This is a genomic window from Lactobacillus fornicalis (genome assembly GCF_055362665.1).
In genome coordinates this window covers 17,281-44,014 of sequence record NZ_JBLTIM010000001.1, presented here as the reverse complement: position 1 = coordinate 44,014, position 26,734 = coordinate 17,281, and the positions used below count along the sequence as shown (strand labels likewise).

Sequence of the window (26,734 nt, the reverse complement as noted above, 5' to 3'; positions counted from 1 at the left end):
GCAGTGATTACTAATATTATTAAAAGAATAGATCAAATTGCGATTGAAGAGCCTGACAGAATTGCTTATGATTACTTGGGTACGACTAATACCTATGGGGAGTTGAAGCAACGCTCAGATGCTTGGGCATATAAAATTACTAATTTAAGAATTGAAAACAAAGCTCCAATTATGATTTGGGGTGGTCAAACTTTTGAAATGGTTGCTTGTTTTTTGGGATGTGTAAAAGCAGGCCATGCTTATATTTCAATTGCTAGTTATTCTAATGCAGAACGTTTGACTATGATTCAAGATGTTTCAAAATCTCCATTAGTAATTGCAATTGATGAATTACCTAATATTGATTTGAGAGATTTACAGGTATTGAAACCAGAGGAAGTAGAGAATGGAAAATTTTCAGTTAATGAAGATAACTTTGTTAAAGATGATGAAAATTATTACATTATCTTTACTTCAGGTACTACTGGTAAACCTAAGGGAGTCCAAATTAGTCATAAAAACTTATTGAGTTTTGTCAATTGGGAATTATCTGACTATGCTTTGCCAGAAAATCCTAGTTTTTTAGCACAAGCACCATATTCATTTGATTTGTCAGTAATGAGCTTATATCCAGCTTTAGTAAGTGCTGGTAAATTAGTGGTGTTGCCACATGATGTTACAGAAAACTTAGGGCAGTTGTTTACGACTTTGCCTAAGATGCAATTTAATGTTTGGGTTTCAACTCCATCATTTGCTCAAATGTGTTTCTTAGACCCTACTTTCAATGGTGATCATCATAAAGAGCTAACACATTTCTTATTCTGTGGTGAGGAATTGACGCACAAGTGTGCTGAAACTTTACGGAAGAAATTCCCTAATAGTAAAATTTTTAATACGTATGGTCCAACTGAAGCGACTGTTGCTGTAACGCAAGTTGAAATTAATGATGAAATTTTGAGTAAGTATGACCGTTTACCAATTGGTAAAGTAAAGGAAGATACTGAAATTACCATTGATGAAAGTAAAGGAGAAAAGCCTGGTCAAGGTGAATTAATAATTTCAGGACCTAGCGTTTCTAAAGGATATTTACATAATCCAGAAAAAACAGCAGCAGCTTTCTTTAAGACAGATGATAAGGCAAGTTATCGTACAGGAGATGCAGGTTTCTTCGATGGGGATATGCTCTTTTATCGGGGAAGAATTGATTTCCAAATTAAATTTAATGGTTATCGAATTGAGCTTGAAGAAATTAACTTCTATTTAAGCAAAAATGATTTAGTGCGTTATGGCGTTGTAGCTCCTAAATATGATAAAGAGCATAAAGTAAAACAATTAATTGCTCAAATCGAATTAAATGATGGTGTCAAAGATAAGTATTCTGAAGCAGAAATCACTAAATTGATTCGTGAAGATTTAGCTAAAAATGTGATGCCATATATGATTCCACAGCGTTTTGTATATCGTGAAGATATGCCAATTTCACAAAATGGAAAAGTTGACATTAAGGCTGTAATTAAGGAGGTAAACGCTTGATAAATTTACAACCATACAGTAATCCTCAGTATTTTGTGTTATTGTTAGGATTGCTGTTACCGTTAATTATTGGTTTGTATTTTGGCCGGCGTTTTAAAGTCTATGAAGCGATTTTTTCAATTGCTTTCTTAGTATTAACTTTTGGAGGAGATAAGTGGCAACAAGGGGTAACCTTGTTAGGCTATATCATTTATCAATTCTTAGTAACTTTTGGCTTCCAAAAGTATGTAAAAAATGGTGGCAAAAAAACAGGAATATTTAGTTTATTTGTTATTTTAGCCATAATTCCATTAACCATGGTTAAGGTAGCACCAGTAATTCCATCAAAGGAACCAATTACAATAGGTTTTTTGGGAATTTCTTACTTAACTTTTAAGACTGTTCAAGTAATTATGGAATTACGAGATGGAACGATAAAAGAAGTTGACCCGGTTATGTACGCTCGCTTCTTGCTATTTTTCCCAGTAATTTCTTCAGGTCCTATTGATCGTTATCGAAGATTTGTTAAAGATTACAACGAAGCACCAAGTAGAGAAGAATACCTTAATAACTTGGAACTAGCTGTTAAATATCTTTTCCAAGGCTTTTTGTATAAGTTCGTTTTAGGATGGTTATTTGGAAGTTTTTGGTTACCACAACTTACTCAGGCTGCCATTATTAATGGAAAAATTAATGGTGGATTGCACTTGTCATGGGCGCTTTTAGGATATATGTACTGCTACAGTATGTATTTGTTCTTTGATTTTGCAGGATATTCTTTATTTGCGGTTTCAATTTCATATTTCATGGGTATAAGAACCCCTATGAACTTTAATAAGCCATTTAGTTCACCAAATATTAAAGAGTTTTGGAATAGATGGCATATGACTTTATCATTTTGGTTTAGAGATTTTATCTTCATGCGTTTTACATTCTTTGCTATGAAGAAAAAACTGTTTAAAAACCGTATTCGCTTATCACAAGTAGCCTATTTAATTAACTTTTTGATTATGGGCTTTTGGCATGGAGTAACTTGGTATTATATTGTATATGGTATTTTCCATGCTTGCGCTATTATTATTAATGATTATTGGCTAAGATTTAAGCGTAAGCATAAAAAGCAATTGCCAAGTAACAAATATACTAAAGCTTTGGCGATATTTATTACTTTTAATGTTGTATGTTTTAGTTTTTTGATTTTCTCAGGATTTTTAGACACCTTATGGTTCCATCCAATGCACCATTAGGAGTTACCTAGAAAGGAATGGATTTAATTATGGATGCAAAAGAAGTTGTTTTAAATATTTTAGAAGATTTAACTGGTGAAGATTTAAGTGACCAAATGGATGAAAACATTTTTGACAATGGTTTATTAGATTCACTTGCTACTGTTCAAATGTTATTAAACTTACAAGAAGAAACTGGAATTCAAGTTCCTGTTTCAGAATTTAACCGTGAAGAATGGGACACTCCTAACAAGATTGTGGCAAAGGTAGAAAGTTTAGAAAATGACTAATAAAAGAAGACTGTGGCAAATCTTTGGCCCTGTCATCTGTGCGGTATTATTATTAATTGCAGTATTTCTTTTCCCTTGGGATAGAACTTATAGTGCAAATAGTATTTTTGAAGCAGCTACTTCGCAATCTGACCGTATTTTTAAAGGGCAAAGAATGAAGCAAGAAGCCTTATCAGGTAAGTATGTTCCATTTTTTGGCTCCAGTGAATTATCACGAATGGACTCACTCCACCCTAGTGTATTGGCATATAAGTATAATAGAAGCTATACTCCATTTTTACTTGGTGGTGCAGAGAGCCAGTCTTTAGCTCATTTTTATGGAATGCAAGGAATCAAATCACAATTAACTAATAAAAAGGCTGTTGTGATTATTTCACCACAATGGTTCACAAAAAAAGGGCAAGATAAAAATGCGTTTAGTTTATACTATTCGAATTTACAAGCAATTGATTTTCTATTAGATGCTAAAGATTCGGTGGCTACAAGATATGCAGCTCGTCGTCTTTTGCAAATGCCAAGTGGTAAGTCTAGTGAAACAGTTAAATATGCTTTGATGACTGTCGCATCGGGACAACCATTATCAGAAACTCAAAGATTAATATTGCAGATGCGAAGAAGAATCTTAGTTAACGAAGATACCTTCTTTAGTACATTCCAATTACCTGATCGAGTAAATAAGATTAAAATGCAGGCTAAATATTTACCAGATAAATATACAATTAAAGGTTTGACTGAAGTTGCAAATGCAGAAGGTAGCTTGCATACAACTAATAATAAGTTTGCAATTGACAATACTTTCTTCAAAACGCGTCTTAATAAAAAAGAATTGAAGAAATTAAAGGGAAGTCAAAAGCACTTTGATTATACTAAGTCTGTTGAGTATTCTGATTTTGAATTAATGCTCAAACAATTTGCGCATGAACATACAGATGTATTGTTCATTATTCCACCAATTAATGCCAAGTGGGCCAAGTATACTCACTTATCTGATAAGATGTATCAAAAGTCAGTTAAGAAAATTAAGTATCAACTTGTTAAGCAAGGATTCAATAATATAACTGATTTATCTAAAGATGGTGGAAAGAAATACTTTATGCAAGACACTATTCACTTAGGTTGGAATGGGTGGATTGCTGTTGATAAATCTGTTAAGCCATTTATGCAAAAGTCATATTCAAATGTAAATTATAAAATTGATAATTATTTCTTTACTAAGAGTTGGCAAAACAGAACTAAAGTAGAAAATATTAAAGTTAATAAGGCATCTAACACAAATGTAGTACCTACAACGGGGTCAAAAAGCAAATAGTGCGCCAGTCTCTTTCCAATATTGGATTTGAGGGTTCAGTTTTAGTCATTAAAAATGGTAAAACGTATTTAAATTATGCAACCGCAAATAAGACTGACACTAGTTATTTAATTAACTCTGTTCAAAAATTTATTACAGGGGCAGCTATAATGAAAGCTGTTCAAGAAGGAAAGCTAAGTCTTAATGATACTTTAGCCAAATTTTATCCTACTGTACCGGGAGCTAATAAAGTAACTATTTTAAACTTGTTACAAATGACATCAGGGTTATCTATAGATAAAGCTTTAGGAACTAAACCTTTTGTCAGTGATAAGAAAAATTTAGAATATGCTATAAAAAATACTAAATTTGATGAAAATATGTTGGGAAAAGTTTCATATTCAACTTTGAATTATGTGTTTTTGAGCAATATTTTAAGTAATATATACAATACGTCCTATGAAAAGCTAATTACTAAAAGTTTTATTAATAAGCTTAAATTGAAACATACAGCATTTTCTTGGGCAAATAATAAGACTTTGAAAAAAATTAATTTTGTTTTGGGACATCAACTTAGTTCAAATGGAAAATATATCACTCAAAAACTTGATTTGGATGAAATACATGGTGAATTAGGTGCAGGGTCGTTACTAATGGATAATTATGATTTATCAAAATGCGTTAAATATATTCTAACTGGTAATTATTTATCAAAGTCTAGTATAAAAGCTCTATATGGTATGAATAATCTGGCTAATACTAGTTATAGTGGTGGTTTTTATATCCATAATACTTATTTAGCAAGTAATGGTGGAGATAATGGTTACTATACTTTTCTAAGAACAAGTAATAACGCAAAAACTATCATAATAGTTCAAACGAATAGAGCTAGAGGTAATTTCTTTGAATTACGCAGTGTAATGGATCAATTAATAATTGCTCTACAAAAATAAGGTCTAGGAAAATTCCTAGACCTTTTTTATACGGGTATTATTTAATAGTTATTCTGAAAAGCCATTTGGGTGGATTTGAACCCACTTCCATGCGCTAGCAATAATATCATCAATATTATCATGTTGAGGTTGCCAGTTTAAAACTGTTCTAGCCTTTGTAGAGTCGGCTACAAGTGAATCAGGATCTCCGCCTCTACGTGGGCCGATTGTATAAGGAATATCTTCGCCAGTAACTTTAATTGCACTTTGTAAGATTTCTAAATTAGAGAAGCCATTTGCACTACCTAAATTAAAGATATCACTCTTTTGGTTCTTAACAACGTAATGTAGAGCAAGAACGTGAGCTTGAGCTAAATCTACAACATGGACATAATCACGTACATTTGTGCCATCAGGTGTATTATAATCATTACCGAAAATAGTAAAATTACCAGTGCCATTCTTAGCAGCTAAAAGAATATTAGGAACTAAGTGAGTTTCAGGAGCATGATCTTCACCAATTGAAGCATCTAAACTAGCTCCAGCTACATTGAAGTAACGCAATGCAATAGACTTAATTCCATCAGCTTGATCTGTCCAACGCATAATCTTTTCCATCATTAATTTTGTTTCACCATATGGATTAATTGGATTAGTTGGAGCAGTTTCTTTGATAGGTAAGTCTTTAGGAACACCGTACGTTGCGGCACTTGAAGAAAATACTAAATTTTTGACACCTGCAGTTTTCATAGCTTTTAGTAAGCTAATCATACCAGATACATTGTTGTGGTAATATTTAAGCGGTTCTTGAACAGATTCGCCTACCAATAAATATGCTGCAAAATGGATGACTGCATCGATTTTTTCATTCATTAAGATATTAGTTACAAGGTTAGTATCTAATACATCACCATGATAAAATTTAGCTTTTTTATTAACGGCTTGTCTGTGTCCAGTATATAAATTATCTAAGACGACAACATCATTTCCATCTTCAAGTAAAGCATTGACAGTATGAGAGCCGATATATCCAGCTCCTCCGGTTACTAAAACGCGCATAACTAAAAAACTTCCTTTCATGCGGATAATTATTTTTAGTATATCAAACAATCTATTATTGTTTAAAATTTAATTTGTATCTTAAGTAATTAATTATATTTCAAGCATTGAGAAAGACGACTAGCTATGCTAATATTTACATGTACTGCTAAATATTGTTCTCTATTTCTTCGGTAGCGAAATTGAGATTATGTGGTCAAATTAGCGGTATATATACACTGTGTGAGCCCGGTTCCGATGTTGGTGGAATTGGGCTTTTTTATATAGTTGAAAAAATAAAAGGACGTATTAAGCGTCCTTTTTTCTTAAACTATTAAACAAAATAAAGTTGATTAGAGCAATAATAATTAGACTTGCCAAAATAAATAATAAGACTGGCATAGTTACATAATTTAGTAAGATTGCTCCAAACAAAGCAGCTAAAGCTCGACCTGCAGATGTACCTGCCAAAACTAGTCCCTGATAGCGACCTGCTTGACTTTTAGGAGCATGTGCGTGAACATATGCACTTACAGCAGGGAAAGCTAAAGCTTCACCACAAGTAAGAATAAACATGGCTAGTAAATAATTCCAATAGTTATTTGCCCCGATTAATATAAGGAATGAACTTGCAAATAATACAAATCCAATATAAAGGCGAGCATTAATTTTTTTACTTAAATAACCATCAAAATATGTCAAAATTGGCTGAGAAATAGTGATTAAAGCTGAGTTTAATGTCCAACAAAAACTATATTCAGCCGTGGAAATACCATGATTTAACATATGCACTGATAAATTAGAATCCCATTGTTCATATGCTAACCAACAAAAGAACATGCAGGCAACAAGACTGATAATAATCCAAAAGTTCTTTTTTGTAGAAATATTTTGATGAGTTGGTGTAGGGGCAGCTTGCACTAAGTTAGCATGATCAAGCTTCCGAAAGAAAATTAATAAAAGGATAGTGAATACTACAAAAAAAGTAAAGGCTGATGCAAACCATGCTTTAGGACCTAAAAACGTAATTATTCCAACTAATAGTGAACCAATTACTAATCCTAAATTTCGAGTCATATATAACAAATTAAAGAAAAAGGAAGAAGCATGGGTTTTCATCGTGGTAGCAATAGAGTTAATTGCAGTTGTAACAATTCCATCACCTATTCCATAAATAACTAAAAAAATAGGATAAAAGGGCCATGCGGGAATTAAAAACATTGCTAAAGCACATAAACTAGTTATTATTGCACCGAACAAGATTGTTTTAAATGGTGTGATTTTATCAAAGATAGCCCCACCAATAGCATTTCCTAATAAGGTAGTACCATAATATAAAAGAAGTACAATAGCTGCTATAGTTAGAGTTTGATGGAGATATTGGTGCATATAGATTGTTGTTAGCGGCCAAATAAAACTGATACCAATATTATAAATAAGGGATCCTAAAAGTAAAAATTTGATTTTTACAGGATCTTGATTTGTTTTTTCCATCTGAAACCTCATTTCTCTTTTAATTATGTGCTTTTAATTGATTACTTAAAATAAATAAGATGATAGATATTATAACGATTAATGTACAAAAGATAAATAAAATTAAGTAGCTTGAATTGTCAATAATTAAAGCTCCAATTAGTGGTCCAAATGCTCTACCAGCAGATGTAACAGATTGAACAATGCCTTGATAATATCCCTTTTCGGAATCATCGGCACGGTCATTAACATATGTTGAAACAGCAGGTAGGCATAAAACTTCTCCAGTAGTTAATAGCGCCATTGATATAGCAAAAATAGCCCATGAATGTGCAAATAATAGTAATAAAAAGGCCCCGGCAAATAATGTAAAACCTAAGTATAATCGACCTTTAAGATGAGCTGTTAAAAAATCATCAAAGTGAGTTAAAAACGGCTGAAATAGTACAATTAAAACGGCATTTAAAGTCCATAGTAAAGAATATGATTGAACTGATAAATTAATGCTTAACATATAAGTTGAAATATTAGAATTCCATTGTTCATAAGCAATCCAAACACATAATACACAATTTAGTATTGCTAAAATTTGATAAAATTTTGCTTTATTCATATGTTCTTTAGCAACTTTATTAAACTTAGCTCGGTTATTGTGACCATGTACTAAGTTAAGCCCATAATATTTGGTTAATACAATTGCTTCAAAAACTGCAAACATTAAAAAAGCTAGGATAAACAAGTAAGTTATACCAAATGGTAAAACAAAGCCAACAATTAAAGAGCCAAAAACTAATCCTAAATTTTGAGTGAAATATAGGCAATTAAAAATATAGCTCGGATTATGACTTTTCATAAATGTAGCAATAGAGTTGAGGGAAGTAACAATAATTCCATTACCAATTCCTAGCGTTAGTAAGAAAATGGCATAAAATGGCCATCCATGCCAAAAGATTAGTGCGAGTGAAGAAATAGCTGCAATAAATACGCCACTGGCTATTGTTTGGTATGGATGCCACCGATCAAATAAATAACCGCCCAATAAATTCCCAAGTAAAGTAAAAGCAGAATTTAAAAAAAGGACAATTCCGGCCATCGTTAAACTTTCATGGAGATAAGTTGTTAAATATATTGTTGTCAATGGCCAAATAAAACTAATTCCGGTATTAGCTACTAAACTTCCCAATAAAAGATAAGATAGTTTTACAGGGTCTATTCTTTCTTTCAAGTTGTCACCTCATTGCATAAAAAAAGCTGTCTCAGGGGCAGCTATTGTTCATTAATCCAATTACCAAAACCATTTTTTAAAATGTCATCAATGGGATATGTATCTGAATCTTTCCTTTTAAGCGTCTTTTTAACATCTTTAGAACTAAGTTTATTAACAATGTAACATTTTAAGGCTTTATTAGTTAAGTCGTCAAAACTAATCCCAGTTCTTCTGATATATTCATCTACGAGGCGATTAACATTTTCATTAAGAACTACTTTTTTTGTCATAACTTCCACCCCTTTATTTGAGCTTATTATATCATTTATGTAAGTAAGGGATAAAGGTTAAATATTATCTCCTAAGGAAAAGTCTGCTAAAATGATGATAGTTATCTTAGAGTGAGGGATTTAACAATGGAAGAACGTTTAGTTAAAGTGCTTTTAAAGCTTAGAGAAAAAAGTTTTTTTAGAGCAGTTCAAAGGACATTTGCTATGTTAGCCCCTTTTGTTTTAATAGCGGCTATTTTTCAAGGAATTTACAATTCTTTTTTATTACCTAATAGTATATTTTAGGTTTTGATAATGTGCTTTCACACGCAGCTTTTAGAAGCTTGAGATTTGTGTTTAGCGGTGTGTCTTGGGCTATTTTTGGAACTTTTGGTGTATTTGCAGCTTATTATATGGCCTTATACACAGCTAGAATTTACGATAAAGATTCTAAATTAGCTGGAATTTCTGCTATTTTCGTTCTTTTTTTCATTAGAGAGCCAAGACAAAATTTTGATCTAACTTCTCTTAATTTGAAAATGTTATCTGTTAAAACGATGCTGTGGGCTTTGATTATTGGTTATATTGTAGGTCAAATTTTCCATTTGTTAGGTGCAAAATATCAGGATCATAAATATGAACATGTAGCTGGAATCAAAGAGCGAGCTTTAGCTTCATTTAAGCCTATCGTTGCTAGTGTTGGATTAGCCATTGTTACTGGGACGCTTATCAATTTTCTACAAATTAATGTTGCACAATCATCCTATATAACTGGGGTGGCTAGTTCGGTTATTACAAGTAATAATTTATTAATATCTATTCCGCTAGTAACTTTTAGTATTTTTTTGCATTGGCTAGGAATTGGTACTCCTATTATGGCAATATTTGAATCAACTAATAGTGGAGCTGCTACTGCGAATTTCAATTACGCTTTAACACACGGTTCTAGTTGGAATGTACCATATAAATATTTAGGGTCGAGTTTGGTTCAATCTTATGGAACTTTGTCAGGCACGGCATTTGTTTTCAGTTTAATTGTTGTTATTTTACTGATTGATAAAAATAAATATAATAAAGTGGTTGCTAAAGCTTCATTATTCCCAGTTATGTTTAATTCAATTTATGGTTTTTGGGTAGCTTTTCCTATTTATTTAAACCCTCTAATTTTAATTCCATTGCTTCTCGTTCCATTAGCTAATATGGTGGCTTCATCATTTGCAATTTTCTTACATTTAGTCCCAGTGAGTGTTTATCCTGTTTTAAGTGGAACGCCAGGTGTTTTAATACCATATATCGGTACTAATGGTTCATGGCAAGCATTGTTATTAACAGCCTTACTATTAGTGATGGATGTTTTCATTGTTATGCCTTTTTATAAGATTCATATGAATGTAGAAGCCAAACTTGAGGAACTTGATAAACAGCGGGATGCAGGGTTATTACCACTTAAAAAGCAAAATAAATTTGTAAAAAGTAAGGAGAAAAATAATGAAAAGATTACGGCTGAACAAAGATAATATTTGGTTAGTAGCAGCCTTAATTGTTATCATTATGACTGCGATTCCTACTATTATCTGGATGCAAAGATCCAATAAAGATAGAGCGCAACGTCACAATTCTCAAGTATCTCCAGTTATTATGGTGCCTGGATCTAGTGCAACTACTGAACGTTTTAATGAACTGGTTAACTTATTAAATAAAAATACTCAGAAAAAACATAGTTTATTAAAGGTTAAGGTAAGTACAAGCGGAAAGCTAACATACTCTGGTTCAATAAAAAATGGTGATACTGAACCTATTATCGTTATCGGCTTTCAAAATAATCATGATGGCTATTCAAATATAAAAAAACAAGCAGGTTGGTTGAATGTAGCTTTTAAGAGTTTGTCAGAACAATATAAGTTCAATAATTTTAAGGCCTTTGGACATTCAAATGGGGGGCTTATTTGGACTTATTGGCTGGAACATTATTATTCTGATTATTCAAGTCAAATTAAGATAAAAACATTAATGACTTTAGGTAGTCCGTATAATTTTACAGAAAAGAATATTAACAACAAAACGCAAATGTTGAGTGATTTTATTAAATATAAGAGTCGACTTCCTAAAACGCTGACGGTTTATTCAATTTCTGGTGGTGAAAATTATGAGTCTGATGGTCTGGTTCCTGAAAATAGTGTGGAAGCAGCTAAGTATGTTTTCCAAGAACAAGTGGCTCACTTTACTGCAATGACAGTTACTGGTTCAGATGCTCAGCATTCAAGTTTGCCTCAGAATAAGCAGGTGGTGCAGGTAATTCAGGAATATCTGTTGGATAAAGAAAGAAACAATAATCCACAAAATAGGACGAATAGAAGACGAACGCTATTAAATAGAGATAATAATAGATAATTTTTAGATATTGTGAAAAAGCAGCTAGTTTAACGCTTGTTATAACTAGCTGCTTTTTTATTTTTCACAAAAATAAAAACCTGTGGAAAAAATAAAGCATCAAAGTTGTAAGTTGTGGAAAAGATGCTATACTAAAGATGATTAAAGATTAGCACTCAACAAGTAGGAGTGCTAATTGATAATCTAACATATTGATACACAAGGGGTTGAAACTTTATGACATATTTTGACAACGATTTTGATAACTTATTTAATGAACTAAACAAGTCATTTTTTAATGATGATAATGGTAATACACGTTATTACTTTTCAACTAATTCAACTAACCCTCAAGCTGTGCAACAAATTGAAAAACCAAAACAAAACGATAATAAAATTGGTCGTGATTTAGTAAAAGAAGCTAAGAACAAAAAGTTCGATCCTGTAATCGGACGTGATGACCAAATTAATGCTGTTATTGAGATTTTGAGTCGTAGAAAAAAGAATAATCCTGTTTTAATTGGACCTGCTGGAGTTGGTAAAACTTCAATAGTTGAAGGTTTAGCACAAAGAATTGCCAGTGGTGATGTTCCTGATAAATTGTGTAAGATGCACATTTATGAACTTAATATCAATGACATGGTAGCAGGATCTAGTTTACGCGGTTCTTTTGAAGAAAAAATCAAAAAAGTAATTGATATAGCTCAAAAAGAGCCAAACACAATTCTTTTCATTGATGAATTGCACAATATTGTTGGAGCAGGTTCTACTGATTCAGAAAATAATTCCGGAGATGCTGCAAATATTTTGAAGCCGGCATTGGCCAGTGGAGATTTGAAGTTGATAGGTGCAACTACAACAAGTGAGTATCGGCAAATTGAAAAAGACCCTGCTTTAGCAAGAAGATTTCAAGCTGTTGATGTTCCAGAGCCAAGTAGCGAAGTAACTATTAAAATTTTGCAAGGCTTGAAAAAGAAATATGAAGAATTTCACCATGTAAAATATAGTGATGATAGCTTGAAGTTAGCTGTTGAACTATCACAACGTTATATTCAAGGGCGCTACTTACCAGATAAAGCAATAGATTTAATGGACGAAGCTGGAGCCAAAAAGAGTTTGGGAGTAGATTCAACTGATGAAGATAGCTTAAAACAAAGAATTCATGATTATCAGTTAATCAAAGATGAAGCTGCTAAAGCTGAAGATTATAATAAGGCAAGTGAATATAAAGACAAAATTAGCAAACTTGAAGAGCAACTTAAGCACACAGATAAAGCAAATGAACCTGAAGTAACTGCCAAGGATATTTATGCCTTAATTGAACAAAAGACTAAAATTCCTATGAGTGAATTACACGCTGATGAAGCAAAGAAAAACTTAGATTTAGCTAAGAAGCTGAAGAGTGTAGTGATTGATCAAGATAAAGCAATTGATATTATTACGGATGCAATTGCTAGAAAACAGGTCTTTAAAGATACCAACCGGCCAACTGGTTCATTCTTGTTAACAGGACCTACTGGGGTTGGTAAAACAGAACTTGCTAAACAATTAGCCAAAGAATTATTTGGTGGTAGTGACCATTTGATTAGACTTGATATGAGTGAATATCAAGATCAGATGGCTGTTAATAAGTTAATCGGTTCTGCTCCCGGTTATGTTGGCTATGGAGAAGGTGGTCAATTAACTGAAAAAGTTCGTCATGAACCATATAGTTTAATTTTGTTAGATGAAATTGAAAAAGCTAATCCACAAGTATTCAATGCATTGCTTCAAATTTTAGATGATGGTCGTTTGACAGATGCTCAAGGTAGAACAGTTTCATTTAAAGATACTATTATCATAATGACTTCAAATGCCGGATTTTCAGATAAGGTATTGAAAGATGGGGAAGTTGATAAAGATGCACTAATGAAGGCACTTGAACTTTACTTTAGACCAGAATTCTTGAATAGATTAGACGCAATTGTACCATTTAATCACTTGAGTAGTAAGGATATGACAAAGATTTGTGGTTTGTACTTACAAAAGATGGAAAATACGTTATCTAAACGCAAGATTAAGATGACAATTAGTGATGAAGCTAAGAAAGTTTTAGCTAAGAGAGGCTATGATAAGAAGTTTGGTGCTCGTCCACTTAGAAGAGTTATGGAACAAGATTTACAAACTCCAGCAGCTAAGTTGATTATGACTGAACCAGATTTGCAAGCAGTTGATTTTACTGCAGATGAAAAGCATCTTTACTTAAATGGAAAACCAATTGTTGACTTAGTTGCTTAAAATAATTTTTGAGTCACTCCGAAAGGAGTGGCTTTTTCTTTTTAAAAAATTTAAAGAGGGGGTAGACTATTAACAAGGAGGAAAAAACATGCAGATTAAAAATATTCAAGCGTTTGCTCATAAATATTTGGATAATGATACGACAGGTCATGATTATTGGCATGGAGAAAGGGTAGCAAATCTAGCCAAAAAATTATTTTTGCAAGATTATCCTAAGGCGCAAGAAAAGCAATTAGATTTGCTTTTAATTATGGGATATTTGCATGATACGATTGATGAAAAGATATGTGCTAATCCTGACGAAGTCACTAGTGAGATGAAGAATTTGCTTAAAAATGAGAACTTAAAACAAGATGAAATATCTAGTATTTTATTTGTTTTAAACCATATGTCTTATTCCAAAAATATCGAACACCATTTTCAATTGCCGATGATTGGTCAATATGTTCAAGATGCAGATCGAATTGAAGCTCTTGGTGCTATTGGAATTGCTAGGGCATTTGCTTTTGGGGGTAGTCATAATCAAAAAATTTATGATCCAGCAATTAAACCACAGACTTTAAAAAGTCATAAACAGTATCGTAATCATGAAGCTACTACAATTAATCATTTTTATGAAAAATTATTTAATTTAGAGCAAACAATGAATACACCTGCAGGGAGAAAAATAGCTCAGGAGAGAACTATATATATGCATAAGTTTGTTGACCAATTTTTAAAAGAGTGGGAAGGAAAATAAGCTTTTTATTTGACAGAATTTAATTTTTTTCTATAATTAACAACATGCTATGAACAAAAAGTAAGTGAGGAGGAGGACCATGGACAAGCCAATTATAGGTATTTCAGGTTCAGAAATTATTGATGAAGGTGGAATGTTTCCCGGCTATCGGCGTAGTTATGTTAATGAAGATTATGTTGATTCTGTTGTGAAAAATGGAGGTATACCATTTATCATTCCTTTTACTGAAAACGATGAGGTAATTAAAGAACAATTAGATCACGTGCAGGGATTGATTTTATCAGGGGGCCATGATGTTGATCCACATTTATACAATGAAGAACCTTTGCAAAAATTAGGCACAACTTGGCCAGAACGTGATCATTTTGACATGCTACTGCTTAAATTAGCAGAGGAAAAAGGAATACCAGTATTAGGGATTTGTCGTGGTTTCCAAATCATAAATGTGTTTCATGGAGGCTCATTATATCAAGATTTGTCATATCGACAAGGTGTGACGTTAAAGCATAATCAGGGGTCAAGACCTGATTTACCTACGCATTCTGTTGATGTGATTTCTGGTACACATTTAGCTGAGATATTAGCAAAAGATAAAATTTTAGTAAATTCATTCCATCACTTATTAATAAAAGATTTAGCTTCTGATTTAGTTGCTTCAGCTAAAGCAAGCGACGGTGTAATTGAGGGGCTTGAAACTAAAAATGGACAAGTAATAGGTGTCCAATGGCATCCAGAAATGTTACATAATAATGAACACGTTTCATATCAAAATAATTTATTTAAAAACTTAATTATTAAGGCGAACAACTAAGGAGAAAATTTTGATGAATGACAAAAGAGAAAGCGATAAACTGGGCTTTTGGTCAATAGTTTTATTAGCAATTAATTCGATTATTGGTTCAGGTATATTTTTAACACCAGGTAGTGTTGTATCAAGAGTTGGAAGTAAAGCTTTGTTAGTTTACTTAATTGCAGCAAGCTTTGCAGCCATACTAGCAATTACTTTTGCGGCAGCAGCTAAATATGTAACCAAATCAGGAGCAGCATATGCATATAGTAAAGCAGCTTTTGGAGAAAATGTTGGTTTCTATATGGGGGTATTACGTTACTTTTCTGCAAGTGTAGCCTGGGGAGTAATGGCAGTTGCTGTTATAAAATCGACTATTTCAATTTTTGGTGGCGATCCAAATAGCTTTCAAAATGTGTCTATTGGTTTTGTTGTTTTGATGCTACTTATTTGGATCATCAACCTATTTGGTCAAAGTGTAGTTAAATACATTATGAATTTATCTACAATTGGTAAGTTATTAGCTTTAGGGTTAGTAATTTTCGTAGGGGCTTTTTTATTACTGTCTACTGGTGAAAATCATTTTAGCGAAATAGATACTTTGCAAATAGCTGGTAAAAATGTTATTCCTGCTGTAACGACAAGTAGCTTTGTAATGGCAATTGTATCAGCCTTTTATGCTTTTACTGGTTTTGAATCAATTGCTTCTGGATCAGAAGATATGAAGAATCCAGCTAAAAATTTACCTCGAGCTATTCCATTGGCCATTTTAATTATTGCTTTAGTTTATATCGGTGTTGTAGCAGTAGCAATGGTACTTAATCCACGTGAATTACTTGAAACTAAACAAGTAGTTGCGGTTGCAGCTATTTTTTCAAGTCCTGTTTTACGAGCAATTATTCTGGTTGGTGCCTTAGTATCTATGTTTGGAATTAATATTGCATCGAGTTTCCATGCGCCTAGAATTTTAGAAGCAATGGCTCGTGAAAATCAATTTCCTAAGTGGCTTGCTAAGAGAACTAAGAGGAACTTCCCAGCAAGAACCTTTTTAATTACTTTGATTTTAGCAGTACTTGTTCCGATGGCTTTTCATTATTCAACTGATAATTTAATTATTTTAAGTGCCACTGTGAGATTTTTAGGCTTTATTGTTGTTCCACTTGGTGTAATTAGATTCTATCTTGGAAAAAATGTTGAACCCATCCTAACTGCAAACAAAAATAAAATAACTGACTTAATTTTCCCAATCTTTTCAATTTTAATTACACTATTTTTACTTTATAAGTATGATTGGGCAGCTGAATTTAGTGTCACCGTAAATGGTGTTACTAGTTTAAATTGGTTTGCTATTGGTGCGTTAGCTTTTGGGGCAGTTATTTTACCAGCGATTTTATTTATATTAACTAAAAATGAACGTAAAAAAGCAGAAGCAATGTTAGAAAAATAAATATCTGAAAAAAGAAGAACTTCATAATTGTTAAATTATGAAGTTCTTTTTTACCTTGCTTTTAAAAAATAAAACAGTTAAAATCTATCTAATTGCGTAAAAAGCATAATCATAGTGAGAGGGGTATTTTTTAATGAACCAAAAAGTAAAATGGTCTATTTTAGCAGCTATAGCTTGTGTATTTTGGGGTATTTCAGGCCTATTTGGTAAGAATCTATTTAATTCTAATCCTTTAATAACACCTATCTTTTTAACTAAAATCAGAATGGTTATTAGTGGAATAATTATTTTACTTTTTGCGAAAATTACAAACCAAAAACCTTTCACTATTTGGAAAAATAAAAAAGATGCAGTAACTGTATCTGCTTATGGTTTATTTGGTCTAGTACCAGTGCAACTTTTTTACTTTATGGTGGTTAAGGAAGCTAATGCTTCGATTGCAACTGTTTTACAATTTATAGGGCCGTTTTTTGTGATTTTTTGGATGTTAATAACCAAACAACAGGTTTATCGGAACTTAGATTTGATTTCGGCAACACTAGCCTTTTTAGGAGTATTTTTACTAGCTACCCATGGAAATTTACAAACTTTAACTTTAAGTCCAGGAGCTTTATTTTTTGGAATGTTATCTGCTGTTGGTGTAGCAACTAATACTTTAATTCCAAGAAGAATTATCACTTCATATCCAACTGTAGTAATAACAGGTTGGGGGCTATTGATAGCTGGAATTGCTTTATTTATATTTGATCCAAGTGTACCTAAAATTTCGATTACTTGGGGGATGATAATTGATTTGGCCGGCGTAATAGTAATTGGAACGCTTATACCATTTCAGTGGATGGCAGGAGCTTTAAGATATATAAGCCCAAGTACTGCAAGCTTATTAGATGCTTTTGAGCCTATTAGTGCGATGATTGGAAGTGTCATATTATTTAACTTAATATTATCGCCAATGGATATTATTGGCTCTGTTATGATTATTGGGGCAGTTTTATTAGTAAGCTTAAATCCGCCAAGACTAACAAAAAAAGCGCATCGTTAATGCGCTTTTTTTATTTTGCTTAAATATCACCATTCATAATACTACTTTTAACGATAACATAGTCGACTAAGCGAATAGATTGTAAGTTTTTTCCACCAGCATAAGAAATGGCAGATTGTAAGTCTTCTTGCATTTCTTTTAAAGTATCTTTAATTGAGCCACGATAAGGAACAAGTAGCTGCTTACCTTCAACATTATGATGTCCACCTTTTTGTACTTCAGAAGCCGAACCCCAATATTGTTTGTAAACTTTTCCGTTGATTTTAATTACATTACCTGGAGATTCTTCATGTCCAGCAAGCATTGAGCCTATCATTACCATACTTGCACCAAAACGAACAGATTTCGCTATATCACCGTTATGACGAATACCACCATCGGCAATAATTGGTTTGCTAGCAGCTTTAGAACACATTCTTAAAGCTGCTAATTGCCATCCACCAGTGCCAAAACCAGTCTTTAATTTGGTGATGCAAGCTCTACCAGGTCCTACTCCAACTTTAGTTGCATCAGCACCAGCATTTTCAAGTTCACGAACAGCTTCAGGAGTTGCGACGTTACCTGCCGTTAAAAAACTACTTGGCATCTTAGTTTTAATATACTTGATCATTTTGATAACGTAGTCTGAATGACCATGAGCGACATCAATAGTAATATATTCAGGAATAAGATTCTCTTTAACTAAGTTATCAATAAAGTCATATTCGTCATCTTTAATTCCAACTGAAATTGAAGCAAAAAGTTTTTTATCATGCATCATTTTGATAAAACTGGCTCTCTTTTGAGGTTCAAAACGGTGCATTACATAATAATAATCGTTCTTAGCTAGCCAAATAGCTAGTTCTTCATTGATAACGCTTTGCATGTTAGCAGGAACAACTGGTATTTTGAATGTTCGGTTTCCAAAATTAATGGACGTATCAGCTTCTTTACGACTTTTGATGATACATTTGTTTGGTACTAACTGAATATCGTTATAATCAAAGGCTTCCATACTGAAATAATTACTCATAAAAATGCTCCTTCATTTTTAATCCGCTAGTAACTATACGGATAAAATTCATCTTTGTCAACTGATAAACTGAACAACTTAATAGATAGTAAAAATATAGTTCGTGAATAGTTTGACATATCAATTAAAGACTGGTAGAGTATGCTAGTAATTTGCTTTTTTAAATTTATGAGGTGAAATGTTATGACAGTTATTGCAGTTGTAGGTAGTCAATGGGGTGATGAAGGAAAGGGAAAGATTACTGATTATTTGGGCCAAGAAGCGGAATTGACTGTTCGCTCAAATGGCGGTAACAATGCCGGTCATACTATTGTCTTTAATGGTCATACTTTTAAAATGCGTTTGATTCCATCAGGTATTTTTACTGCTCGCAAAGGAGCTGTAATTGGTAATGGTGTAGTTATTAATCCAGAAGTTTTACTTGGTGAAATTAAGTATTTGCAAGAACATGGTGTAGATACAAGTAGCTTAAAGATTTCAAATCGGGCCCACATCATTATGCCTTACAATATTTTGCAAGATGTTTATCAAGAAGAAGCAAAAGGAGCTAATAAAGTAGGTACAACCAAAAATGGAATTGGTCCAACCTATATGGATAAGGCTTCAAGAGTAGGTATTAGAATGTGTGACTTACTAGAAAAAGATACTTTTGAAGAAAAATTGCGTTTTAATTTGACAGAAAAAAATGCTCTTTTTGAAAAAGTATACGGTAAGGAAGGCTTAAAGTTTGAAGAAATTTTTGATAAATACTACCAATATGGACAAGAACTAAAGAAATATGTGACTGATACCTCAGTATATGTAAATGAAGCTGTTGAAGCTGGTGATAAGGTTTTATTTGAGGGAGCACAAGGGGTCATGTTAGATATTGATGAAGGGACATATCCTTATGTAACCTCATCTAATTCAATTGCTGGTGGAATTGCAACAGGAATTGGAATGGGACCTAATAAGATTGATACTGTTTTGGGAATTTGCAAAGCTTATACTACTCGGGTAGGTGAAGGACCGTTTCCAACAGAATTAACAGATGAAATAGGTAATTATATTCGTGAAACAGGTCATGAATATGGTACCGTTACAGGTCGACCAAGAAGAGTTGGATGGTTTGATTCAGTTGCGCTTCGTCATGCAAAGCGTGTTTCAGGAATTGATTGTCTATCATTGAATTTATTGGATGTTTTTACAGGTTTGAAAACTATCAAAATAGCAACTCATTATGAACTTGATGGAAATAAGATAGATTATTATCCAGCTAGTTTAAAAGAATTGGAACGTTGTAAGCCAGTATATGAAGAATTACCAGGATGGGACAATGATATTACTAAGGCTAAAAGTTTAACTGATTTACCTGAAAATGCTCGTAATTTCTTACGAAAAGTTGAAGAACTTGTTGGTGTTCCTTTAGTAACTGTTTCTGTAGGACCAGACCGCGAACAGACAATTGTAATAAAAGATCTTTGGGATGTGGATTAGATGATAGAGCGTTATACTCGTCCTGAAATGGGAAAAATTTGGACTGATAAAAATAAGTACCAAGCATGGCTTGAAGTTGAAATTGCGGCAAATAATGCTTGGAGTGAAATAGGAGAAGTGCCAGCAGACGATGCTGAAAAAATTTGTAAGAATGCCAAATTTACAGCTGAACGTGTGGCAGAACTTGAAAACATAACTCATCATGATGTAGTTGCCTTTACTAGAACAGTATCTGAAAGTTTAGGACCAGAAAAGAAATGGGTTCATTTTGGATTAACTTCGACTGATGTTGTTGATACAGCCCAAGGATACTTATTAAAACAAGCTAACGAGATTTTACGCAAAGACTTAGTAATGGTAAAAGAGACGATTGCTAAAAGAGCTGTAGAGCATAAAGATACTGTGATGATGGGACGGACCCATGGAGTTCAAGCAGAGCCAACTACTTTTGGCTTGAAACTTGCTCGTTGGTACGCAGAAATTAAGCGTGATATTGAGCGTTTTGAACATGCGGCTCGTGGAGTTGAATCTGGCAAAATTTCTGGGGCTGTTGGTAATTTTGCTAATGTTCCACCAGAAGTTGAAACTAGTGTGTTAAAGCAATTAGGACTTAATCAACAAGAAATTACTAGTCAGGTCTTGCCAAGAGATTTACATGCTGAATATATTGCTACCTTAGCCTTGTTGGCAACCAGTATTGAGAATTGGGCAACTGAGATTAGATCTTTGCAACGCTCAGAAATTCATGAAGTAGAGGAACACTTTAGAGCTGGACAAAAAGGATCAAGTGCAATGCCTCATAAGCGTAATCCGATTGGCTCAGAAAACTTATGTGGTTTGGCTCGAGTAGTGCGTGGACATATGATTACTGCTTATGAAAATGTTAGTTTATGGCATGAACGAGACATTTCTCATTCATCAGCTGAACGGGTAATTTTACCTGATACGACAATTTTACTTGATTATATGCTTAATCGTTTTAATCGGATTTTAGCTAATTTGGATGTTTTTCCAGAAACAATGCTCAAAAATATGAATCGGACTTATGGACTGGTGTATTCACAAAGATTGCTTTTGAAGTTGATTGATGAAACTAGTTTATCAAGAGAAGCTGCTTATGATATGGTACAAAAGTTAACTGCTGAGTCTTGGGATAAACAGAAACAATTTAAGGATTTGGTCTTAAATAGCTCAATCATAGACTATCTATCAAGAGCAGATATCGAAGATGCATTTGATTATCATTATTATTTAAAACATGTTGATGATATCTTTAAAAAAGTTGGTTTAGAATAAAAAAATGGTAATTCACCTAATGTGAATTACCATTTTTTTATTCAGTTATACTTTCTTTATTTGTTACACGTTCTTTATGCCAATTTAAAATCATTTCAACAATTGCATTAGCAACGTTGACATTTTTTAATAAAGGACCATGGGAGTATGAACCAATAAAGTTACGATAGCGTAAACCTTCAGCCTTATCTTGAGGATTGTTACCATAACCTTCAATCATTCTCCCTAGAGGATGTAACTTGTCGGTATTATCAAAGTAAGTTTGCCCTGAATGGTTTTCAAAGGCAACTACTTCGCCCCATTCAGTCATATACTTGGTGTCACCAATCATGCGCTTATCTGATTTAAAGACAGTATGAAGTGGGAAAATACCTAATCCTTTAATAGTTACGCCTGAATTGGTTTTGTAATAGTCTCCCATAAATTGGTATCCGCCACAAATGCAAAGCATTGGATGACCAGCATTAATATACTTTTCTAAAGTTTCTTTATGGCGTGGGATGTCTTTCGCAACAACTGTTTGTTCGAAGTCCTGACCTCCACCAAAAAAGACAAAGTCATAGTCAAAAGCATTAAATTCATCGCCTAAGGAAATATTGTCAACTTGTGTATCGTATCCACGACGCTTTAATAGAAAACTCAAAATTTTAACATCGCCGCTGTCGCCATAAGTATTCATCAAATCTTCGTATAAATATGCAATTTTGATTAGTTTATCAGTCATTGTTACACTCTTTTCACCAAAATTCTTCAATATAGTAAGTATAACCTAAAATACTAATTTAGGTTATCTTCTGCTACCCAATGATTGATTGGACCCCATTTTGAACCGACGATTATTGGATGAGAAATAGCCTCGTAAGTAAAATCTTTTGCGATTTTAACGGCCTCAATTAAGTTGGTTCCTTTAGCTAATTCAGCAGCAATAACGGCAGAAAGTGTGTCACCAGTACCATTAACTCGTTCTGTTTTATAGTATGGCTTGCTGAATTTGTGAACCTGTCCATCTTCTGTTAATAAAATATCTACGACATCACTACTGTCGCCAGTATGTTTTCCTTTCATTAAAACATTTTTAGCGCCCAAAGCTTGTAACTTCTTAGCACCGGCTAAGATTTCAGCTTCAGAGTCTAGAGAGAGTTCGGTTAATTTTTTTTGTTCATAATAATTAGGTGTAATAATATCAGCTAATGGTAATAAGCGATTTAAAAAGGTTTGATAAGCATCATTATCTAATAAACTGTTGCCATGTTTGGTAATAATAACAGGGTCAATAACAACTTTACCCATATTATATTTTTCTATATTATCAGCTACACAATTAATAATGTCTTTATTAGCAAGCATGCCGGTTTTTAGAGCTTTAATTGAAAAATCGTCATTTAAAACCTCAAATTGTTTTTGAATAAAGTCAACAGGCATAATTTGAGCAGCATAAATACCAGTTGTGTTACCAGCTACAGCTGCAGTCATTAAGCCCATTCCGTATACTTTTCTAGCATAAAAAGCATGTAAATCCGCTGGCATACCAGCACTTCCATCACTGTCATTGCCTGCGATGGTTAAGGCGATAATTTCTTCTTTTGACATAATAACATCCTTTCATTTAGTTAGAGTATAACTTAAAATAAAGCCAGCTTCTATTAGATTAACTTGTAAATTTGCTAAAAAACTTTAAAATTCTAAATAAGAGAAAACGCTTAAATTTTAGGAGTGAAAATATGGCTGAATCATATATTATGGCTATTGATGAAGGTACTACTTCTACTAGGGCTATTATTTTTAATCATGCGGGAGAAAAAGTTTATACTGCACAGAAGGAATTTCCGCAATTATTTCCTGAACCTGGGTGGGTAGAACATGATCCTGAACAAATTTGGAATGCTGTACAAACTACAGTAGCTTCCGCCTTTATTAATTCCCAAATTAGACCGAACCAAATCTCTGCAATTGGAATTACTAATCAAAGAGAAACGACTGTGATTTGGGATAGGGAAACTGGCCGGCCTGTTTACAATGCTATTGTTTGGCAATCCCGACAAACGACTGCTTTAGCTGAAGAATTAAAAAATAAAGGTTATAGTAATTTGATTAAGTCTAAAACTGGATTAATTATTGACCCATATTTTTCAGCTACTAAAATACGTTGGATTTTAGATCATGTTAAAAATGGTCAAAAAAGAGCGGAGAATGGAGAATTACTATTTGGCACAATTGATACATGGTTAGTATGGAAACTGACCAATGGGGCAGTGCATGTTACAGATTATACCAATGCTTCAAGAACTATGCTTTTTAATATTCATGATTTAGCTTGGGATGAAGAGATTTTAAAAATATTAGATATTCCGAAGCAGATGTTACCAGAGGTTAAGAGTAATTCAGAGATTTATGGTCAAACGACTCCTTTTGAATTTTTTGGTGGAAAAGTACCTATTGCCGGAATGGCAGGTGACCAACAAGCTGCCTTATTTGGGCAATTAGCGCTCAGCCCAGGAATGGTAAAAAATACTTATGGTACAGGGTCATTTATTGTAATGAATACTGGAACTAAACCAACCAGTTCTAATAATAACTTATTAACAACAATCGCTTATAAAGTTAATGGAAAAGTAGTTTATGCCCTAGAAGGTTCAGTTTTTGTAGCTGGTAGTGCAATTCAGTGGTTACGTGATTCGGTTAAATTGATAAAAAGTTCTCCTGAATCTGAACAAGCAGCTCGTGAGTCTACTTCAGAAAATGAAGTCTATGTTGTACCAGCTTTTACTGGCTTAGGAGCTCCATATTGGGATGCCGAAGCTCGTGGGGCAATTTTTGGAATAACTCGTGGTACAACAGATAAGGACTTAATCAAAGCAACTTTGCAATCATTGGCCTATCAGACTAGGGATGTTGTAGATACTATGCAACATGATAGTGGAATTGAAATCCCAGCTTTGAGAGTTGATGGTGGGGCTTCTAATAATGATTATTTGATGCAATTCCAAGCTGATATTTTAGGAACAAAAATTGAACGGGCCGCTACATTAGAAACAACTGGCTTAGGAGCAGCTTTTTTAGCTGGTTTAAGTGTAGGGTATTGGCAGGATATTAATGAATTAAAACAAATCGCAAAAATTGGCCAAACATTTAATAGTGAAATGACAAATATTGAACGAGAAAAGTTATATACTGGCTGGCAAAAAGCAGTTAAGGCTACTCAGTTTTTTGCGCATTAGGAGATGAAGCGTATGAGATTAATTAAATTAGATGGAGCAACTAATTTTCGTGACTTAGGTGGATATGTTGGAGTAGATAATAAAAAAGTACGCTTTGGTAAAATTTATAGAGCTGATTCATTAAGTGCTTTGTCGCGTGATGACATAAAAAAATTAAATGAGTTAAATATCGTTTATGATTGTGACTTGAGATCATATTATGAACAAGAAATGGCTCCAGATAAGGCTTGGAAAGCAGAATTTATTGATTGTCATTTATATGCAGAAGGAGCAGACGAGCAAGATGATAGGGCAAGTTCAACAAAATTAACAAAAAAAATCAAGCCAATGGATAATTACTTAGGTCAAATTTACCAAAAAGTTTTATTGAGTACACATGGGCAAAAAATTTTTAGAGCTATTTTTGAAAAACTTCTTGCTTTAAAAGAAAATCAAGCCCTAGTTTTTCATTGCTCTGCTGGAAAAGACCGTACAGGAATGACCGCGGCTTTGATCTTAATGGGATTAGGAGTTAGTGATGATGATATAGCTCGTGATTATTTGATTACTAACCAGCTTTATCATTTTTCATATCAAAAAAATCAGCCTAGCGATGATGAGATGGCTAATCTAGTGGCTAAAATGAACTTAACTAAGGCTGATAGTGCGGGTATTGAAGGAATTACTGAAACAATTCGGATGGGCTGGGGAAGTTTTGATAACTTCTTTATTCAGGTTCTTGGTTTTAGTCAAAACGACTTGCTTGAATTAAGAAATAAGTTCTTGGAGGAAAAATAATGGTAACTCTTTCTGATGTAGCTAAGGAAGCAAATGTTTCAAAGATGACTGTTTCACGTGCAATTAACCACCCTGAGCAAGTTACACCAGAATTACTGGCTCTTGTTGAAAAGGCTATGACCAAGTTAGATTATCATCCGAATTCAATTGCTCGTGCCCTTGTTAATAATCGGACCAATGTTATTAAATTTGTTACCTTGGAAGATATTGATACGACAGAACCATATTATATGAACTTACTTTTTGGTGTAGCTCGTGGGCTAAAAGCAGACAGTTATGCCATTCAATTAGTAACTGATATTGATCAAATTCAAAAAGGCAATGCTGATGGCTATATTATTACTGGAGCACGTGAGTGTAATTATCCCATTTTTGATGAATTAAAAAAGCCATTTATCTTTTTTGGTGAAACTTCAAGTAGCTTTGATTTTGTTGATACTGATAATCGTTATGGTACAGCAGTTGCTACCAAATATGCCTTAGCTCGTGGCTATAAAAATGCAGTTTTTATTGGAATTGATGTTAAAGAAGGCTTTGAGTATGCACGTGAATACGGATATTTGGCAAGTATGCAAGAGTGTAATTTAGAGCCACAAATTTTTAGAACGGGTAATCATTCACATTTAGCTGAGAAATTAATTGATGAGCAGATTGAAAGGATTAAGCCAAATACTTGTTTTATTTGTGCAAGTGATCGTTTAGCAATTGGTGTTTGTCGAGCTTTAGCTCGTTTAAATAAAAAAATGCCAGAAGATTATGGGGTGATTGGCTTTGATGGGGTCTTTTTAGATCAAGTTGCTAATCCCCAATTAACCACAGTTAAGCAACAAATCTTTAAAATAGGTGATATGTTAGCCCAATTGATACTGGAAAAGATTAAGCAATCTGGTTCTGCGCAAGGACAGACCTATGTGAAGCCGGAATTGATTGTGCGGGGAACGACGAGGTAGAATACTATAATTATTAATATGAAAAATATAGAATAGGTTAACAAGGTGTCTAGTAAAAAACTAGGCACCTTTTATTTTTGATACCGATAACAACTGTAAGCGGTTACTTTGATTTGCTAAACTAGCAAC

At 33.3% G+C, this 26,734-nt stretch carries 25 protein-coding genes; 18 read left to right on the top strand and 7 right to left on the bottom strand.

Annotation, left to right across the window (positions count from 1 at the left end; genetic code table 11):
• Window positions 1-3: 3 nt before the first annotated feature.
• From dltA to ACNDLV_RS00170, 5 genes are read left to right on the top strand one after another with little or no spacing between them, the layout of a single operon-like run.
• Window positions 4-1,512: a D-alanine--poly(phosphoribitol) ligase subunit DltA gene (gene dltA / locus ACNDLV_RS00190; RefSeq protein ID WP_006586010.1), complete on the top strand. Its 1,509-nt coding sequence runs from the start codon at window positions 4-6 to the stop codon at window positions 1,510-1,512.
• Entirely contained in the window at window positions 1,509-2,738 is a 1,230-nt protein-coding gene (gene dltB / locus ACNDLV_RS00185) for a D-alanyl-lipoteichoic acid biosynthesis protein DltB (protein WP_006586009.1), read from the top strand. Before dltA ends, dltB begins: the two co-directional genes overlap by 4 nt.
• 29 nt (window positions 2,739-2,767) lie before the next feature.
• Entirely contained in the window at window positions 2,768-3,007 is a 240-nt protein-coding gene (dltC, locus tag ACNDLV_RS00180) for a D-alanine--poly(phosphoribitol) ligase subunit DltC (protein WP_006587508.1), read from the top strand.
• Window positions 3,000-4,316, top strand: coding sequence for a D-alanyl-lipoteichoic acid biosynthesis protein DltD (gene dltD, locus ACNDLV_RS00175; protein WP_006586007.1), 1,317 nt, complete (start codon window positions 3,000-3,002; stop codon window positions 4,314-4,316). The genes dltC and dltD overlap by 8 nt, the downstream gene beginning before the upstream one ends.
• Window positions 4,316-5,248 carry a serine hydrolase domain-containing protein gene (locus tag ACNDLV_RS00170; RefSeq protein ID WP_006587507.1) on the top strand — a complete coding sequence of 311 codons (933 nt, stop codon included), beginning with the start codon at window positions 4,316-4,318 and terminating at the stop codon, window positions 5,246-5,248. The genes dltD and ACNDLV_RS00170 overlap by 1 nt, the downstream gene beginning before the upstream one ends.
• 48 nt (window positions 5,249-5,296) lie before the next feature.
• On the opposite strand, the gene galE is transcribed toward ACNDLV_RS00170, so the two are convergent.
• The 4 genes from galE to ACNDLV_RS00150 form a co-directional block, all read right to left on the bottom strand.
• Entirely contained in the window at window positions 5,297-6,286 is a 990-nt protein-coding gene (gene galE / locus ACNDLV_RS00165; RefSeq protein ID WP_006587506.1) for a UDP-glucose 4-epimerase GalE, read from the bottom strand.
• Window positions 6,287-6,574: 288 nt separating this feature from the next.
• Window positions 6,575-7,759, bottom strand: coding sequence for an MFS transporter (locus ACNDLV_RS00160; protein ID WP_022091352.1), 1,185 nt, complete (start codon window positions 7,757-7,759; stop codon window positions 6,575-6,577).
• 19 nt (window positions 7,760-7,778) lie between these two features.
• Window positions 7,779-8,963 carry an MFS transporter gene (locus ACNDLV_RS00155; RefSeq protein WP_006586003.1) on the bottom strand — a complete coding sequence of 395 codons (1,185 nt, stop codon included), beginning with the start codon at window positions 8,961-8,963 and terminating at the stop codon, window positions 7,779-7,781.
• Window positions 8,964-9,004: 41 nt separating this feature from the next.
• Entirely contained in the window at window positions 9,005-9,235 is a 231-nt protein-coding gene (locus ACNDLV_RS00150; protein ID WP_022091350.1) for a hypothetical protein, read from the bottom strand.
• A 126-nt stretch (window positions 9,236-9,361) separates the two neighbouring features.
• Between ACNDLV_RS00150 and ACNDLV_RS00145 the strand changes: the two genes are divergently transcribed.
• The 8 genes from ACNDLV_RS00145 (at window position 9,362) to ACNDLV_RS00110 (ending at window position 17,876) form a co-directional block, all read left to right on the top strand.
• Window positions 9,362-9,520: a hypothetical protein gene (locus ACNDLV_RS00145; protein ID WP_155104974.1), complete on the top strand. Its 159-nt coding sequence runs from the start codon at window positions 9,362-9,364 to the stop codon at window positions 9,518-9,520.
• 47 nt (window positions 9,521-9,567) lie between these two features.
• Entirely contained in the window at window positions 9,568-10,731 is a 1,164-nt protein-coding gene (locus ACNDLV_RS00140) for a PTS sugar transporter subunit IIC (protein WP_225305994.1), read from the top strand.
• Window positions 10,703-11,605, top strand: a complete 903-nt coding sequence (locus ACNDLV_RS00135) for an alpha/beta hydrolase (RefSeq protein WP_006586000.1) — start codon at window positions 10,703-10,705, stop codon at window positions 11,603-11,605. The genes ACNDLV_RS00140 and ACNDLV_RS00135 overlap by 29 nt, the downstream gene beginning before the upstream one ends.
• Window positions 11,606-11,821: 216 nt before the next feature.
• Window positions 11,822-13,861 (top strand): ATP-dependent Clp protease ATP-binding subunit, encoded by a 2,040-nt coding sequence (locus ACNDLV_RS00130; RefSeq protein ID WP_006585999.1) that lies wholly within the window; start codon window positions 11,822-11,824, stop codon window positions 13,859-13,861.
• A gap of 88 nt (window positions 13,862-13,949) precedes the next feature.
• Window positions 13,950-14,600 (top strand): HD domain-containing protein, encoded by a 651-nt coding sequence (locus ACNDLV_RS00125; protein WP_006585998.1) that lies wholly within the window; start codon window positions 13,950-13,952, stop codon window positions 14,598-14,600.
• Between the two features lie 79 nt (window positions 14,601-14,679).
• Complete coding sequence (locus ACNDLV_RS00120) at window positions 14,680-15,411, top strand: gamma-glutamyl-gamma-aminobutyrate hydrolase family protein (RefSeq protein ID WP_006585997.1); 732 nt, start codon at window positions 14,680-14,682, stop codon at window positions 15,409-15,411.
• 13 nt (window positions 15,412-15,424) lie between these two features.
• Complete coding sequence (locus ACNDLV_RS00115) at window positions 15,425-16,834, top strand: APC family permease (RefSeq protein ID WP_006585996.1); 1,410 nt, start codon at window positions 15,425-15,427, stop codon at window positions 16,832-16,834.
• Window positions 16,835-16,967: 133 nt separating this feature from the next.
• The gene (locus tag ACNDLV_RS00110) at window positions 16,968-17,876 is read left to right on the top strand and encodes an EamA family transporter (RefSeq protein ID WP_006585995.1); all 909 of its coding nucleotides are present in this window, start codon (window positions 16,968-16,970) and stop codon (window positions 17,874-17,876) included.
• Between the two features lie 19 nt (window positions 17,877-17,895).
• Here the strand turns inward: ACNDLV_RS00110 and ACNDLV_RS00105 are convergent, their stop codons facing one another.
• The gene (locus tag ACNDLV_RS00105; RefSeq protein ID WP_006585994.1) at window positions 17,896-18,888 is read right to left on the bottom strand and encodes a GMP reductase; all 993 of its coding nucleotides are present in this window, start codon (window positions 18,886-18,888) and stop codon (window positions 17,896-17,898) included.
• Window positions 18,889-19,071: 183 nt separating this feature from the next.
• Between ACNDLV_RS00105 and ACNDLV_RS00100 the strand changes: the two genes are divergently transcribed.
• Both ACNDLV_RS00100 and purB read left to right on the top strand, forming a co-directional pair.
• Complete coding sequence (locus ACNDLV_RS00100; RefSeq protein WP_006585993.1) at window positions 19,072-20,364, top strand: adenylosuccinate synthase; 1,293 nt, start codon at window positions 19,072-19,074, stop codon at window positions 20,362-20,364.
• Window positions 20,365-21,660 (top strand): adenylosuccinate lyase, encoded by a 1,296-nt coding sequence (purB, locus tag ACNDLV_RS00095; protein ID WP_006585992.1) that lies wholly within the window; start codon window positions 20,365-20,367, stop codon window positions 21,658-21,660. It abuts the gene before it with no gap.
• A 37-nt stretch (window positions 21,661-21,697) separates the two neighbouring features.
• On the opposite strand, the gene ACNDLV_RS00090 is transcribed toward purB, so the two are convergent.
• Together ACNDLV_RS00090 and thiD are read right to left on the bottom strand one after the other, a co-directional pair.
• On the bottom strand, window positions 21,698-22,384 hold the full coding sequence (locus tag ACNDLV_RS00090; RefSeq protein ID WP_006587503.1) for a type 1 glutamine amidotransferase: 687 nt from the start codon (window positions 22,382-22,384) through the stop codon (window positions 21,698-21,700).
• A gap of 53 nt (window positions 22,385-22,437) precedes the next feature.
• A complete protein-coding gene (gene thiD / locus ACNDLV_RS00085; RefSeq protein WP_006585990.1) occupies window positions 22,438-23,250 on the bottom strand; it encodes a bifunctional hydroxymethylpyrimidine kinase/phosphomethylpyrimidine kinase in 813 nt (270 codons plus the stop codon).
• Window positions 23,251-23,381: 131 nt separating this feature from the next.
• Here thiD and glpK point away from each other — a divergent pair, with 131 nt between their 5' ends.
• Genes glpK through ACNDLV_RS00070 form a run of 3 tightly spaced genes read left to right on the top strand, consistent with a single transcriptional unit; the run spans window position 23,382 to window position 26,605 of the window.
• Complete coding sequence (gene glpK, locus ACNDLV_RS00080) at window positions 23,382-24,878, top strand: glycerol kinase GlpK (protein ID WP_006585989.1); 1,497 nt, start codon at window positions 23,382-23,384, stop codon at window positions 24,876-24,878.
• 3 nt (window positions 24,879-24,881) lie between these two features.
• Window positions 24,882-25,655, top strand: coding sequence for a tyrosine-protein phosphatase (locus ACNDLV_RS00075; protein ID WP_006585988.1), 774 nt, complete (start codon window positions 24,882-24,884; stop codon window positions 25,653-25,655).
• The gene (locus ACNDLV_RS00070; protein WP_006585987.1) at window positions 25,655-26,605 is read left to right on the top strand and encodes a LacI family DNA-binding transcriptional regulator; all 951 of its coding nucleotides are present in this window, start codon (window positions 25,655-25,657) and stop codon (window positions 26,603-26,605) included. Before ACNDLV_RS00075 ends, ACNDLV_RS00070 begins: the two co-directional genes overlap by 1 nt.
• Window positions 26,606-26,734 lie beyond the last annotated feature (129 nt).

Bases quoted from the DNA above. Each gene is read 5' to 3' on its own strand.
- dltC (WP_006587508.1), top strand. From the start codon at position 2,768: ATGGATGCAAAAGAAGTTGTTTTAAATATTTTAGAAGATTTAACTGGT.
- dltD (WP_006586007.1), top strand. From the start codon at position 3,000: ATGACTAATAAAAGAAGACTGTGGCAAATCTTTGGCCCTGTCATCTGT.
- galE (WP_006587506.1), bottom strand. From the start codon at position 6,286: ATGCGCGTTTTAGTAACCGGAGGAGCTGGATATATCGGCTCTCATACT.
- ACNDLV_RS00160 (WP_022091352.1), bottom strand. From the start codon at position 7,759: ATGGAAAAAACAAATCAAGATCCTGTAAAAATCAAATTTTTACTTTTA.
- ACNDLV_RS00150 (WP_022091350.1), bottom strand. From the start codon at position 9,235: ATGACAAAAAAAGTAGTTCTTAATGAAAATGTTAATCGCCTCGTAGAT.
- ACNDLV_RS00145 (WP_155104974.1), top strand. From the start codon at position 9,362: ATGGAAGAACGTTTAGTTAAAGTGCTTTTAAAGCTTAGAGAAAAAAGT.
- ACNDLV_RS00135 (WP_006586000.1), top strand. From the start codon at position 10,703: ATGAAAAGATTACGGCTGAACAAAGATAATATTTGGTTAGTAGCAGCC.
- ACNDLV_RS00130 (WP_006585999.1), top strand. From the start codon at position 11,822: ATGACATATTTTGACAACGATTTTGATAACTTATTTAATGAACTAAAC.
- ACNDLV_RS00125 (WP_006585998.1), top strand. From the start codon at position 13,950: ATGCAGATTAAAAATATTCAAGCGTTTGCTCATAAATATTTGGATAAT.
- ACNDLV_RS00120 (WP_006585997.1), top strand. From the start codon at position 14,680: ATGGACAAGCCAATTATAGGTATTTCAGGTTCAGAAATTATTGATGAA.
- ACNDLV_RS00115 (WP_006585996.1), top strand. From the start codon at position 15,425: ATGAATGACAAAAGAGAAAGCGATAAACTGGGCTTTTGGTCAATAGTT.
- ACNDLV_RS00110 (WP_006585995.1), top strand. From the start codon at position 16,968: ATGAACCAAAAAGTAAAATGGTCTATTTTAGCAGCTATAGCTTGTGTA.
- ACNDLV_RS00105 (WP_006585994.1), bottom strand. From the start codon at position 18,888: ATGAGTAATTATTTCAGTATGGAAGCCTTTGATTATAACGATATTCAG.
- ACNDLV_RS00100 (WP_006585993.1), top strand. From the start codon at position 19,072: ATGACAGTTATTGCAGTTGTAGGTAGTCAATGGGGTGATGAAGGAAAG.
- purB (WP_006585992.1), top strand. From the start codon at position 20,365: ATGATAGAGCGTTATACTCGTCCTGAAATGGGAAAAATTTGGACTGAT.
- ACNDLV_RS00090 (WP_006587503.1), bottom strand. From the start codon at position 22,384: ATGACTGATAAACTAATCAAAATTGCATATTTATACGAAGATTTGATG.
- thiD (WP_006585990.1), bottom strand. From the start codon at position 23,250: ATGTCAAAAGAAGAAATTATCGCCTTAACCATCGCAGGCAATGACAGT.
- glpK (WP_006585989.1), top strand. From the start codon at position 23,382: ATGGCTGAATCATATATTATGGCTATTGATGAAGGTACTACTTCTACT.
- ACNDLV_RS00075 (WP_006585988.1), top strand. From the start codon at position 24,882: ATGAAGCGTATGAGATTAATTAAATTAGATGGAGCAACTAATTTTCGT.
- ACNDLV_RS00070 (WP_006585987.1), top strand. From the start codon at position 25,655: ATGGTAACTCTTTCTGATGTAGCTAAGGAAGCAAATGTTTCAAAGATG.